Annotated in this window: 14 protein-coding genes; 3 read left to right on the top strand and 11 right to left on the bottom strand. The window is 49.9% G+C overall.

The genetic code is table 11. The annotated features are described in order from the left end of the window. Nucleotides 1–100 precede the first annotated feature (100 nt). On the top strand, nucleotides 101–706 hold the full coding sequence (locus SBI19_RS09145) for a P-loop nucleotide/nucleoside kinase family protein (protein WP_317967242.1): 606 nt from the start codon (nucleotides 101–103) through the stop codon (nucleotides 704–706). 84 nt (nucleotides 707–790) lie between these two features. Here the strand turns inward: SBI19_RS09145 and SBI19_RS09140 are convergent, their stop codons facing one another. Then, entirely contained in the window at nucleotides 791–1,438 is a 648-nt protein-coding gene (locus SBI19_RS09140) for a peroxiredoxin-like family protein (protein ID WP_317967241.1), read from the bottom strand. 131 nt (nucleotides 1,439–1,569) lie between these two features. Here SBI19_RS09140 and SBI19_RS09135 point away from each other — a divergent pair, with 131 nt between their 5' ends. Next, nucleotides 1,570–2,160, top strand: a complete 591-nt coding sequence (locus tag SBI19_RS09135; protein WP_317967240.1) for a TetR/AcrR family transcriptional regulator — start codon at nucleotides 1,570–1,572, stop codon at nucleotides 2,158–2,160. A 60-nt stretch (nucleotides 2,161–2,220) separates the two neighbouring features. Here the strand turns inward: SBI19_RS09135 and SBI19_RS09130 are convergent, their stop codons facing one another. The 5 genes from SBI19_RS09130 to SBI19_RS09110 all read right to left on the bottom strand — a co-directional run bounded on the left by SBI19_RS09130 (nucleotide 2,221) and on the right by SBI19_RS09110 (nucleotide 7,848). Beyond that, nucleotides 2,221–3,450, bottom strand: a complete 1,230-nt coding sequence (locus tag SBI19_RS09130) for a GerAB/ArcD/ProY family transporter (RefSeq protein ID WP_317967238.1) — start codon at nucleotides 3,448–3,450, stop codon at nucleotides 2,221–2,223. Between the two features lie 4 nt (nucleotides 3,451–3,454). Next, nucleotides 3,455–3,715 (bottom strand): hypothetical protein, encoded by a 261-nt coding sequence (locus SBI19_RS09125; RefSeq protein WP_317967236.1) that lies wholly within the window; start codon nucleotides 3,713–3,715, stop codon nucleotides 3,455–3,457. Between the two features lie 20 nt (nucleotides 3,716–3,735). Further along, nucleotides 3,736–4,935, bottom strand: coding sequence for a Ger(x)C family spore germination protein (locus SBI19_RS09120; RefSeq protein ID WP_317967234.1), 1,200 nt, complete (start codon nucleotides 4,933–4,935; stop codon nucleotides 3,736–3,738). A 20-nt stretch (nucleotides 4,936–4,955) separates the two neighbouring features. After that, a complete protein-coding gene (locus SBI19_RS09115; protein WP_317967233.1) occupies nucleotides 4,956–6,536 on the bottom strand; it encodes a spore germination protein in 1,581 nt (526 codons plus the stop codon). 139 nt (nucleotides 6,537–6,675) lie between these two features. Beyond that, complete coding sequence (locus SBI19_RS09110; protein WP_317967231.1) at nucleotides 6,676–7,848, bottom strand: YhgE/Pip domain-containing protein; 1,173 nt, start codon at nucleotides 7,846–7,848, stop codon at nucleotides 6,676–6,678. A 194-nt stretch (nucleotides 7,849–8,042) separates the two neighbouring features. On the opposite strand from SBI19_RS09110, the gene SBI19_RS09105 reads away from it, so the two are divergent. Beyond that, on the top strand, nucleotides 8,043–8,654 hold the full coding sequence (locus tag SBI19_RS09105) for a TetR/AcrR family transcriptional regulator (RefSeq protein ID WP_317967229.1): 612 nt from the start codon (nucleotides 8,043–8,045) through the stop codon (nucleotides 8,652–8,654). 85 nt (nucleotides 8,655–8,739) lie between these two features. Here SBI19_RS09105 and SBI19_RS09100 read toward each other — a convergent pair whose 3' ends face one another. From SBI19_RS09100 to SBI19_RS09080, 5 genes are all read right to left on the bottom strand, one after another. Next, nucleotides 8,740–9,384: a hypothetical protein gene (locus tag SBI19_RS09100; protein ID WP_317967227.1), complete on the bottom strand. Its 645-nt coding sequence runs from the start codon at nucleotides 9,382–9,384 to the stop codon at nucleotides 8,740–8,742. Between the two features lie 111 nt (nucleotides 9,385–9,495). Continuing rightward, nucleotides 9,496–10,080 carry a signal peptidase I gene (gene lepB / locus SBI19_RS09095; RefSeq protein WP_317967226.1) on the bottom strand — a complete coding sequence of 195 codons (585 nt, stop codon included), beginning with the start codon at nucleotides 10,078–10,080 and terminating at the stop codon, nucleotides 9,496–9,498. 84 nt (nucleotides 10,081–10,164) lie between these two features. Beyond that, a complete protein-coding gene (locus SBI19_RS09090) occupies nucleotides 10,165–11,493 on the bottom strand; it encodes a DUF4129 domain-containing protein (RefSeq protein WP_317967225.1) in 1,329 nt (442 codons plus the stop codon). Next, on the bottom strand, nucleotides 11,490–12,593 hold the full coding sequence (locus SBI19_RS09085; protein WP_317967224.1) for a DUF58 domain-containing protein: 1,104 nt from the start codon (nucleotides 12,591–12,593) through the stop codon (nucleotides 11,490–11,492). Before SBI19_RS09085 ends, SBI19_RS09090 begins: the two co-directional genes overlap by 4 nt. A 12-nt stretch (nucleotides 12,594–12,605) precedes the next feature. Next, nucleotides 12,606–13,568: an AAA family ATPase gene (locus SBI19_RS09080; protein WP_317967223.1), complete on the bottom strand. Its 963-nt coding sequence runs from the start codon at nucleotides 13,566–13,568 to the stop codon at nucleotides 12,606–12,608. Nucleotides 13,569–13,579 lie beyond the last annotated feature (11 nt).

The raw sequence follows: 13,579 nt of genomic DNA, 5'->3' as shown, positions 1-13,579 counted from the left end.
ACATAATCATATTTATGTAAACGATTAGACACGCTATTCAGTTCTTCGACAATCAGTGCTATAATAATGCAATCTATCATCTAATGTGGAGGCATTTACTTTGCAAAAGCTTATCTTCTTCGTAGGCGTGGCCGGTACGGGCAAAACAACGGTTGCACGCAAATTATCGACTCGCATTCCTGCCGCTTTCCTCGATCGTGATACGGTTGGCGGACGTTTCGTAGAGCACATGCTCATTCAGAACGGTCTGGATCCGAATGACCGCGACTCTGATTTCTATAAGAAAAACCTGCGTGATCTCGAGTACGACACAACTAAGGACATCTGCATCGAGAACCTGGCAGCTGGCCAGAACGTATTCATGATCAGCCCGTTCACGGCTGAACTGAAGAACAAACAATGGATTGAGGACGTCATCAGCGCTGCTGGCCTATCCCGCTCCGATGTCGATGTGAAAGTTGTTGTCGTTACGCTGTCTGATATGGAAACGCAAAAAACGCGGATTATCGATCGCCAGACGGTTCGCGATCAATGGAAGCTCGATAACTGGGATGCGTTCGCAACACGCGTTCAGTTCGTGCCTGAGATCAACTGGGACATTCCGCAATCGTCGGTCATCGTATTCGACAATAGCGGCGTTTTGACAGATGAGAAAATGGAGACGCTGTTCCAATTTGCCGAGGGCAAACAGACTGTTGCGCTTTAAACAGCTGAATCTTTACAGCATATACAAAAAGCCGATGGTGGAATAATCCGCCATCGGCCTTTTGTAGTTAATCGACTAGCCCTGTTATCGAAGCTTCTCTAATTGTTCAATGACATACTGAGGGTCTGTTCGTTCCATAAAATCCGGATTTACCGATGCAAACTGTATAATCCCTACTTGATCGATAACCAAGGTTGCTGGTACTGGGAGCACCCAAAGATTCGATGCATTATACACGGTTAAATCCCGCTTCATCACGTTAAGGAAAGTCTGCTGAAGGTAGTCAGGAAGCTCGAATAACAGCTTATAACGCTCTGCCACATGCCCATCGGGATCACTTAGAACATGGAAGGACAACTCTTCTTTCTCCTTCTGGCTTAACGTGTGATCCGGATTTTGCGGTGATATTGCGATTAGCTGCGCACCAAGCGCACGAATGTCTGCCAGACGTTGTTCAAATGCACGAAGCTGAATATTGCAATAAGGACACCAAGCGCCCCGATAAAATATTATTACGACAGGACCTTTCAATAGTTCGTCATACAAGGACACTTGATCACCTAACGATCCACTAAGCGTAAAGTGTGGCGCCAGGTCTCCGGTTCCCAGTCCGAACGTTTGCCCCGAATGAATCTGCTCCCTAATATGGCCGAAGACAGCCTCCTGCGCTTCCTCTGGCAGCCTTGCAATAAAACTCGCCTTCGCCTGCTCTAACGCTTCTCTCATCGTCATCGCTCTCCACTCCCCATGTCTTCTCTTCCGACGAAGTATCTGTTACAATAAAAGATACCGAACGGTATTTTCTATTGTAACAGACATCCAACAATTGGCAAGAGTCAATTGTTCATTCATTAGGAGGACTTATGCGTAAAGGTGATCGATCACGTGAACATATTGTCGTGAAGTCCGCAGAGCTGTTTAATCAACTAGGCTATGCAGGTGCGTCTTTGAACGATATTATCGAGGCGACAGGTATTAAGAAAGGCGGGATTTACCGCTATTTCAACAGTAAGGACGAGATTGCATTGGAAGCCTATCAGCACGCCGTAAATGTCGTTGGCGGTAAATTTACGGAAGCGATGAACGAAGAATCATCTGCCTCCGGTCGACTGCTTGCTTATTTCCACGTGTACGCAGATGTCGTTAACAACCCGCCATTCATCGGCGGATGCCCGCTGCAGAATACAGCCGTTGAGAGCGATGACGCCCATCCGTTATTACGTGCGAGAGCCCAACTGAGTCTACAGTCAACGCTGGACAAAATGAAAGCGATTATTCAAGATGGGATCCAGCAAGGCGAATTCAAACCTGACATTCAAGCGGAAGCTATCGCTACGTTTGCCTTATCGCTGTTGGAAGGTGGAATCCTGCTTAGCAAACTCGAGGGAAATAATCGTCATATGGAGATGAATACGGCAAGCTTCTCAGCTTACTTGAAGCAATTTAAGCTTTGAAATCAAATACAAATAGACGCCGCACCCTGTAACGATGCTGCGTCTGATTGTTGTAGTCGTCTACGAAGGCTGAGTCGACGGCGGAGGAATATGGTCATTGCTTGGCTGCACCGCATTTGAACCCGATTGCTTTGTTTCAGCCTTCTGCTGCTGACCCTGCGCACCTGACGGCTCTTGCCCGCCTTGCTGCTGACTCTGTTGCGCCTGCCCGCCAGGTTTGCTCCCGAACCGCAGTCGATCAATAATAATCAGCACGATCGGCAATACAACAACGAAGCAGCTGCAATAGAGCGACCAGATGGCCGGCGTGAAATTAAGAAACTCCACGATGTTCTGATACACAATAATCGAGAGCCACATCACGAGCATTCCAAACGGCAGGATAAGTACCCGGTGTCGGCGAATGCCGATTGTTTCTGCCAGCGCGACAGAAGCGCCATAGTAGCAAATTGCTGCTTTGAAGAACAATGCAATGAGCCAAATAATCGCCATGAACGCATCGACACGGAGAAACTGAGCGACCGATATTTTCTTCGCTAATGAATAGCTGGCGAACAGGTTCCGTTCCGTCAGTTCCGTACCGAGAACCATCAGACAGAACGCTGTAGTGAGTATAACCGCAATCCCGCCAATCATGATTCCTTTCAGCATCGCCATTTGCCGTTTCTCTAGTTTACTGACGTTCGGGTACAACATAAGGAAAACGGCCACTTCCTGTAACGTAAACAAATAGAATGCACTGAGCACGATCGGCTTCGGTCCCCGCTCCAGCATCGGAAGCAGGTTTGTCGGCTTACTCTCCGGCAGCAGGAAGAGTACCAACAGCAGCAGCAATATCAGAACCGGAAAGAACAAGATCTCAGACGCTCTCGCAATCGTCTCGATTCCATAACCGACCGCAGCAACGATAACCACAAGCAGGATAATCGATACGGCTTCGATCGGCGTCTCTGGCAGTATCTGAGTCGTAATGAAATTGCCTGCTACCCGTACGAGAAAAGCCGTCAGCAGAAACAAATAGCCGAATAGAAGCAGAGAGATTACTTTGCCGATCCATTTGCCGAAGATCACTTCGATTATCCCTGTGTAAGTCAGCTTTGGGTAGCGCTTCGCCAAAGCATCGTATAGAAAGACGGAAGCTGCAACAATGAGAATACCCAGTATAGCAGCAAGCCAGCCGTCCTGCTTCGCTACGAATGCAAGGTTGGAAGGTGCAATAAGGATCGAAGTGCCAAGCATGAAGTGAATAACGAGAACCGTCAACTGACGTACGCCTATTCGTTCTTCCATCACGTTACTTCCCCACCATTCCCCATTGCGCAATCGCCTCTGCAGCTGGACCCAGCAACCTGCGCAGAACATTTAGCGGTGAGGCGGTCAGCCAATCTTCAAACAAAGCGATATTAAGCCCAACGCCAAGAACCAATAGTGTACAAAATGCGATTTTTTCGCCGACCGAACCTTTGTTCGCATTCCGTTGGTTGAACAGAATCTTCCACTGCAGGCCAAGAAGGATGGCGGCTATTATCAGAATCCATATGATTTGTAATGACATATCCGACATCCTTCCTTCTGTTATTGTGCACCATCGGTCTCCAATACGTCTGTTACCGTACCAAGCAAACGTATCTTCACATCAATATTGAGCGTCACCGGCAGTTCTGCGAAATGCGAATCCCAATCGTTCGAAACTTTCTTCCAATAGGATGGATATTGTCGATGCACCTGATCTCCGAAGCCGAATATATCAGCTTTCATATCATGCTGGACACGATTCAATGTCTTGCCGATAATGGTTCTAAGCCTTGCTTCAGCGCGCTTCTCTAGTTCACGGATCGTTTCTTCCTTGGTCATCGGCATTGAACAGGCTACCTCTTCAATATTCGCTTCGATAGTCAGATCAATAGCCAGATTAAGCTCATCGCCTCGAAGCTTACTCCGCAGCTTGGAAGACGATTCTTGGACCTCCAGCGCCACCTTATGGCCATCATCGCATCCAACGTTCCCTGTACCTTTGTAAGCCTTCCCCATTGCAATATTGAAGCCGCGGCTCTCCTCCTCCGTCAACCAACCAATGAGACGATCCTTACGGAAGACGGACAAGCCCGTGAACTTAAGCCGGTTCTTCGGCGATGTCGTCTGCAGATTCGACCGCTTGCTGCCCGCTTCCGCACTTCCTATCAAGACAAGTCCAGTGACGACAGGCTGTCGTCCTTTGGCAATGAGGCCTTGAATCAGCTCGTCAAAATGAATCGAAACCGTCGGAGCCCAATGCTTCTCCGAATTTTCCAATGCCCTCTTCATCTGAATGGCAGGAATCGATTCGATCGGTGTCAGCAGTTTCAATGTTGAATTTGCCGTTTCGTTCTTAGCGATCACGACAGGAAAATCCGTTCGGAATTGACGATCACGGGATACGTAGTCAAGCACCTCACTGATCCCTTGCCTCGCAAGCTTCTCACCAATGATCAGCACACGCAGATGGGAGTTGAAAATGGTGCGCGGACTGGATGATGTCATTCGCTGCATCGCTTCTGAGATTGTTTCGCCTTTGGCAGAATAAAGGACAACAGGTGAACGGCCTAAGCTGCCTTTGGTAGCTGAAGCTTCACCGGCATCAACGACCTGAATGGAGACGATATATTTGTTGTCTTCGGCTAGATCCATTCCAAGCCCCATCGTAATCGCCATATCGCTAAGCTCCAGCCGCCCCCAACAACCGGCGAGCGGGATAAGAAGCGACAAGACGAGTGCCATTTTCACCAAACGGAACAAACGTTCCCCCTGCCCTTCATTTACTTATGATCCTCGGTTGGAGTCGCCTGCGGCTCCGGATGTGGTTTCGGCGTACGATTGCGATTACTTGGTTCAACAGCAAGCTGATGCGGTCTTTTGCTAGAAGCCCAATGCGGCAGCCGAATTAGTGTATCCCCGACATCCTGTCCAGTAAAAGGAGCAAGTGGACTCATGTAAGGTACACCGAACGATCGCAAGCTGCACAGATGGAGCGTCAGCAGAATAATGCCTGCCATCATGCCATACAAACCGAATGTCCCGCTAAGTATCATAAGCGGATAACGAAGCAGCCGCAGTGACATCGACATGCTCGTCTCCGGGATGACAAGACTGGATATCGCAGTGAAAGCCACAACAATAAGCATCGCCGGCGACACGATCCCCGCTTCAACAGCTGACTGGCCAATGATTAGCGTTCCAACGAAGGAGACGGTTGGTCCGAACATTTTCGGCATGCGCACGCCCGCTTCGCGCAGAATATCGAACGTAATTTCCATTAGCATCGCCTCGATAAACGCCGGGAACGGGACGCCTTCGCGCTGTGAAATAAGGCGGACGATCAACTGTGTCGGCAACATTTCCTGATGAAAGGTTGTCAGAGCGATATACAGAGACGGGCCAAGCAAGGTGAAGAAGACACCAATGCCGCGCAGTAACCGTATGAAACTCGCAACGTCCGCCCGCTGGTAGTAATCCTCCGGCGAATGAAAGAAAGATACGAATAACGCAGGTACGACGAGTGCGATCGGTGTTCCATCCACCAAAATGGCAACCTTACCTTCAAGCAGTTCGGCAGCGATCACATCCGGCCGCTCGGTGTGATAAACCGTAGGGAAGGTTGACCTCGAACTATCTTGTATCATCGCTTCCACATAACCGCTCTCGAGAATCGCATCAATATCAATTCGTCTTAAGCGGCTGCGCACCTCATCAACAATGCTGTGCCTGGCTATTCCTTTGATATATAGAATCGACAGATTCGTCATCGTAACGCGCCCTGCTCGATGACCTTCGATGCGTAGATCAGGATGCTTGATCCGCCTGCGTATGAGCGCTGTGTTCGTTCGAATATTTTCCGTGAAGCTGTCTCTGGGACCGCGTACAACCGTCTCAGCTTCCGAGGGAGTAATGGATCTGTCGGGGTAATGCTTCACATCAATGGCAAAAGCACGATCGAAACCATCGACGAGCAGAATGGCTAATCCCGACACCAGCGCATCAAGCGTCTGATCGAGGCGCGAGTGTTCCTCTATACTGCCTGCCTTCAAGATGGACTGTCGCAGCAATTCAGCGAACGGCATTTCTTTCATCTCGGTCGGCAATTGATTTAGCGAAACCAACGTATGATCGATCGTTAAAGAATCAATTACGAATTGCTGCAGCTGTTGATTATCGACAAGACCATCCGCTGCAACAACGACGGCTCGACAACCATTGACCAGCTTCAAATCCCGATAAATAATATCACAACTACCGCCAGTGGCCACTCGGATTGCATTCACGTTAGCATCCAGATGACTGACAAGGAGGTCTTGAAGTGAGTACGTTCGTTCTTGATCTTGTTTGCTCAACGATGTCATGATTCAAGTCTCACCTCTCCATGTCATGGCGTATATATCCATTATTGCCTTCGACAAATTATGCTAAACGAGCCAAAATCAAAGAGCCCCTCAGATCTTCATCTGAAGGGGCTCTCATGTTAGTAAAAGTTCCACCTTATTATTGTGGATTTGTTTCACCTTCTCCAGCTTTGCTCTTCTTGAAAGCAGAAGCGAGCACAAGCACTAATCCTGCTGCTGCAATACTAGCCAATACGGTTAGATTAGTTGTAGCTGCATCCACTTCATTGAAATACATCGAATTGCGCAGACCCGATGCCGCGAAACGGAATGGCGTCCACGAATACAGCCAATCGTGCGTTGTCTGCGGCAGAAACTCAGGTGCCATGTTCACCACAGGCAACGAGAAGAACATGAGCAGGATGAGAATCGGCATTGCTGCCATGCCAAGCCAGTTCACCAGTGCGGATTGAAGCAGGAAGAATGCAATCCCTGCAACTAATAACATCAGCCAAGTCCCGCCAGCATCGACAAGCTCCATTCCATACCACGAATGTGCCATCCATACGAGGAAGCCAGAAACCGCAGTCACGAACACGATCCCGATTATCGCTTGCACAATCGTTGTGCCGATTCGTTCCGCTCCTGATTCAGCTGCCTTACGACTTGCGAAGAACAGAATCAGGCTCGTTACCAAGCTTCCGATCCACATAATTTGCGTCAGCATGCCAGGCGCGTTGCCGCTTGCATTGTTCGCGCCGATGGCATGGACGGTTTCTTCTTGCACCGTGAATGGCGTTAACAACGCCTTCGCCGTTCCAACAGGCACGACCTCGGAATTCGTGCTTATTTGCGTCAACAGCTGATTGGATAACTCGCTGCTGATCATTCGCGCCGCCTGACCAAGGATCTGCTTCACCGCGCTTGAGGCTTGTGCGTTCATGCCATCATTCGCAATGATCTTCGCAACTGCTGGCTTAGGAGAGGCAGTTGTTATCGAAGCGACTCCTGCGCTTAGATCAGCTGGAAGCACGAAGGCGCCATAATAATCTTGTTGATCCAGCCCTTCACGCGCCTCCGCCTCTGAGCCTACAATTGTCCACTTGATCGGCAGTGCTGGATTAGCTGTCAGCTTCTCTTTCACCAGTTGACCGACATTAAGCTCCGTCCCGTTAGGCAGACTGACCGCCTGGTCCTCCACAACGAGTGCGACCGGCAGATTTTGCGGCTTCGCTCCAATGACCGAACCCATCATCGCCAGACCGAACACCATTAACACAACGAATATGATGACGATGCCGATCCATACCATCTTTTGCTTAAATAGAGCCATATTAGCTCACTCCCCTTACTTTACGTTAATGAACATGATGTTGATTAAATGCCATGACGTTAATTATAATGAGAGGAACCATCCATTCAATCGTCAATGTTGTGCGCGAATGATAATTATGCATCACTTCAGGTCCGACATGTTCATTATCTTCTTAAATTTATTGTTACAGCTGGTGACTGGAGGCATATACGATGACAGAACGACTAGATCGAAGGCAGGCACGGACCAAACAATTGCTTCGCAGGGCACTTCTCGACATTATTGCCGAGAAAGGCGTGGACGGGATTACCGTCACCGACATTACGAATCGGGCGGACGTCAATCGCGGAACGTTCTATCTCCATTATCAGGATGCGCCGGATATGTTGAATCAAATCATGAGCGATATTACCGCCTCGCTGCTGAGCAAGATGCAGCACATGGACCCTGCCGAGATGAGACAGTATGCACGGAACGATGCTCCTTATCCGAAGCTCGTTGATCTGCTAACCGAATTCGCTCGCAATGCGGATTTCCTGAAAGTCATTCTCGGTCCCACAGGCGATCCTGCCTTCACCGCACGAATCTTAACCGAATTCACTACGCGCATCACCAGTCGGCTCGCAGACTGGCAGCCGATTGACGAGAATATGCTCGTTCCTCGCGATTACCTGATCGCCTATATTTCATCAGCGAACTTCGGCGTTCTGAAGCATTGGCTTAATACGGATATCAAGCTGTCACCGGAAGAGGTTACGCTTATTCTGATGCGCATCTCCAATCTCGGACCGATGACGACAACCGGTACCCCGCATACCAAGTAAAACGTTCGATTGTATAAAACAAACAGCGACGTGCTTAAAACCTCGATAGGTTCCAGCCGTCGCTGTTTTGCGAGATCGAAGTGACTTACTTGAAATAACCCGCCATTTCATCTGGCAGCTTACTCTCCGTATGCGTAACTCCGTAATGACCATCCTTCACCATGACGCCGTAGTTAAAGCCGAACGTGCCGTCTCCGATCAGCAATACCGTATATTCGGTGCCTCTCTCCGATTGTATTTCATTGAAGGGCCCTTGCTGCTTGAAGAGAGCGAGAAAAGCATTCACTTCCTCTTCATTACGCAGTTCCCGCAGCAGCTCACTGCCTCGGTAAATCTGAATTTGTTTGATTGGCTCCTTCGCAATGTCCGTCGGATAATGCGATTTCCCGTTGTCCTCTTGCTGCACATAGATGAGGTAACCCGACAGGTTCGCGACCAGGCCCCCTGGATGACCATCGAATTTTACTGCAATGACATCCTCCTCGGGATAACCGGCGATCTCATAAACAGGAACACCTAATGGGACGACCGAACTTTGCTCCACCTTGCCGATAGCCTTCAATCCATCAAGATCAATCAAGGCCAGTTCCCAAGCATTCAAGTAGTTCTTGCCATCAACTGTGACATAGTCTGGATAGGAGGACTGTTCTGTACTCGGCTCCGAACTGGTCCTAGAGCAGCCTGCTAACACGACAACAATTAGGATTAGGTACATATACAATCGTTTCATCCGCTCACCTCAACTAATTAAACGCAGCAACCGGCCAAAATGTTGTCAACTCCGCACTCCACTTCCGTACCCTTGATCATGCGTTCTTCGTTTGCTGCATGCATGTTTATGCTAATAGCCGATTACTTTACCCAAGATTTCTTCTCTATCGTAAGGACCATATTGCTGACTGTCATTGAAGCCTCTCCAACGAATATCCGCTAAGATAAAATATTCGTTATCTTGCAGTGTCGATGGTTCCTTCAACGAATCATTCTTATCAAATGAAGTATCTTTACCGTAAAATGCATCCAATCTCTTGCCGTTGATGTAGACTTGACCTTTTTTTATGTTAACCGTTTCACCTGGGAGACCTACCACTCTTGCGATGTCCGTATCTTGATACTCCGTTTGTTGTTTGATTCTGAACCATACGATATCGCCTCGGGAAATATTGTTAGTCTTATAGTAATTGATATCAACCAATACTTCTTGACCTAAGCTAAAGGGGTGTCGTCCGTTGTCATAACCAAGATCCGCTAGCATTCCATCCGTTTGAACTTTAACTTTGGTTAGGGCAGGGTCTGGAGACGGAATCGATTTTATTGTCATCTCAGTTGCCGTATCTTTAATTGTCTCTGAGCATCCATTTAGAAACAGCGTTAGTATCATAGTTGAGACAAGTAACAAGAAATTACGATTCGCTCTAAAACTCATATCCATTCCCTCCACTCGATAAAAAAGGAGCATCCGCCCAGTAGGCATGATACTCCTTCGCTGTGTATTCTAGCTGTTCCAGCCTTACTTCTTCTTCGTTGACTTCTGCTCCAACTCACGTGCTTGTTCCGCCTCACGAGTATCGATCGGCGATGTGCTATAGCGCGCGCGCTCATATAACTCAACCAGCGGCTGTGGCAGCGAAGCCGCATCGCCCTTATTGTGCTGAAGCTCGCCAGCCGTTTCTCTTGGCGTCAATTGCGGCTTAGGCGAATAGCCGTGACGCTCGCGGCGCAGCAAGGCGGAACGATACAGATCACGAATACGCGCAGCGTTATCAGGCAGCTTGTCCCACATGTCCTCCGCTCGTCCTCGCAGCAGAGACGAAGACCAACGACGCAGACGTGAAGCTCCTCTCTCGTGTTCGACTTGCTCGACTTCATCCTCATATCCAGCATTCGTCGCGGCAAGCCGTTCTTTCCTTGACAGCCGATGCAGCCACTGTTCAATCCACTTCGCAATAATCGGCAGCTTGCGCAGCAGCTTATAGGCGATCCACAGCGTGAGTACGACGACCAACACGCCGCCGATGAACATCGCGATCTTCTCGAGCAACTCCATGAGCCAGCTTGGATCTTTGGGCGGCTCAATCATCAGATTATTAGCTGGCTCCTGTTCTGGCTGCTCCATAGGAGGCGGTTCTTCAGATGACGTCGCGAACAACCGGCGCAGCAGATCGATAAGTGCATCATATACGCGGCTGACTAGATCACCGATCCAAGGGATCGAAGTAACGAGGAACGCGATGATGGCCACGACCGTAACGAGAACGCGATTGTGCCGAACGATTGAACGCGACACAGGCGCACTGCCGCTGTTGTCTGAGTACGATTCTCTATTCATGTTGCTGTTATTGAATATGAACAAACACAGCACAAGTGTCAGCATCCCGCCGATATTCATCAGCCACACATAACCTTCATGCTCCGTATTATTGCGATACCAGAACGTTAGGATGAAGTACAGGATGAATGAAGAAACATAATAGATCTCACGAAACGATAATATACGTCCATTCGTTGGTCGAACCGTCCCGTGTATCATATAAAATCCGTACACTAGGGCCGTAATAACACCAGCCGAAGATAGACCAAAGTTGTAATATACATACGCAAGTACGATGACAACAATTAGCGTCTCCGGAATCCAACGCCACCACCGTGCCAGCAGTCTGCTAAGCCCATCCCCTGCCATGTGGGCGATTGGGACAAGCACCATCCATAATACGCGGTCATCATCAGGGATGACCTTGAGCGCTAATGCAATAACAGCAGGCAGCAGCAGCAACGTCAAGAAACAAGCTCGCAGCAGCATTCGAAGTCCAATGCTCCACCAAACATTCGAGGTGATCATGAAGCATTCGCCTCGCTCTCTGGATACAGCTGCTTGATGACAACACGATGACCTTCAACTGTCAGTAGATCGATCGCCTCAATGACACGATCATCAGTATGCGTTGTGAGCAGCAGCAGATCAGTCGGACGATCTAGCCGTTCCGACAACAACAGCAGATAATCATAGAACGACATCTGACGTTCGATAACCAGCATCGACATCATCTCCAGAATTCCGTACAAATGCGCTTCACCGCCAGATGGAGGCGCATAGATAACCGATTGCAGATCGTCGACAAGCATGCCGTTGCTGGCGAATCCCGCTTCCATCCCGTTGCGGATGAGATGACTCGCCGTACCCGCTGCAATACGGATGCCTTGCTCAATCGTCTCGACATCATTAATCGTCTTCCACACTTCTGCGTGATCCTCTACATTAAGGACGATTAGAACGCTATAATCAGCCGTCGTATCGAGCTGATGCACCTGCAGATCGCCAGTACGCGCCGTGGCGTTCCAGTTCACCTGACGAAGCGAATCACCCGAACGATATGGCCGAACGCCAATTCGACGGAATGGGTCCTCTACGACCCATCGTTTCACCGACATATCGCCTTGCCAGCTGCGCGGCGGAAGCGCCAGATCCTCAGGCAGCACTAGCTGCGGGTAAACGATCAACCGTTCTGAGAACGTCAGCGTATTGGAATCTGCGCTTAGTCCGAACAAATCACCTGCAGTCAGCGTCACCGTCGATAGTTCATAGCAGCCACGGCGTGCAGCCGTAACGTGATGCGTCCTCCGTATGCGACGCCAGGGCATAAGACTGAAGAAGCTGCGATGATTTTGCTGGAATTGACCCGAACTAATATCCAAGTTCGAAGCATGATCGTGACCAAATCGCAGGGAAGCGCTGAGCAGCGATTCAACCCGCAGCCACGGAAGCGGGAAACGTTTCTCGTTCGCGATCGTCTCCACGAGCGCGACCTCATCCCCTTCGTAGCAGGTTCGGCGGTCGAACTGTCGACTGTAAGTGACGCGGCGCAGACCCATCGCTTTGAAGATCCGATTCTGAATGACTACTATGAGGGCACTTATGAGAAGAAACCAATACGCCGTCATCTGCTTGCTCCTCTACGAATGCAGCCGCTCGGCAGGCACTTCGACGCTGTCCAGCACGCGTTCGATAATCCGCTCCGCTGCGAATCGGTCGCCGCGTACACGTGCCGAGCTTTTCAAGACGAGTCGGTGCGATAATGCCGGAACGGCGAGCTTCTTCACATCATCAGGAGTGACAAAGTCACGCCCGCTAAGCGCCGCATGCGCCTGCGACGCTCCCATGAGCGCCTGCATCGCGCGGGGGCTGACGCCCGTCGCCACTTCCTCCAGCGTACGCGTATGCTCGCCGATGGCAACGATATAACGCAGCACATCCTCGTTAACCTCGATCTGCGAAACCGCGCGCTGCGCTTCGATAATCGCATCGGCGGAAGCGACTGGCTTCAAGCTCTCCAGCGGCTTCGTGCCTTTGAACCGACTTAAGATACGTACACTTTCTTCAGACGTTGGGTAGCCCATATGAAGCTTGAACAGGAACCGGTCAAGCTGCGCCTCTGGAAGCGGGAACGTACCTTGCTGCTCAATTGGGTTCTGCGTGGCAATAACCATGAAAGGCGGCTGCAGCCGGTGCGTTTCGCCGTCGATACTAATCTGCCGCTCCTCCATACATTCCAGCAAGCTCGATTGCGTTCGCGGCGTAGCGCGGTTGATCTCATCGGCAAGCAGCAGATTCGTAAACAATGGCCCTTGACGGAATTCGAATTCGCCAAGCTTCTGATTATAGAAGTTAATGCCGCTCAGATCGGACGGCAGCAGGTCCGGGGTGAACTGAACGCGCTTGAAGCTGCCGCTGATCGACAATGCGAGCGACTTGGCAAGCAGCGTCTTGCCCGTGCCTGGCACGTCTTCGAGCAGAACGTGTCCTGAAGTTAGCAGCGCAATGAGCAGCTTATCGATCATCGCCTCCTTGCCTACGATGACTTGTCCAACATTCGTACGAATTTGTTCGGCTAATGCTTGTACGGAATGGATGCTCATAGTCTGTTGTC

This window comes from Paenibacillus sp. CCS19, assembly GCF_033239625.1.
Lineage (GTDB): Bacteria > Bacillota > Bacilli > Paenibacillales > Paenibacillaceae > Paenibacillus_T.
This window is presented reverse-complemented; position numbering and strand designations above follow the sequence as displayed.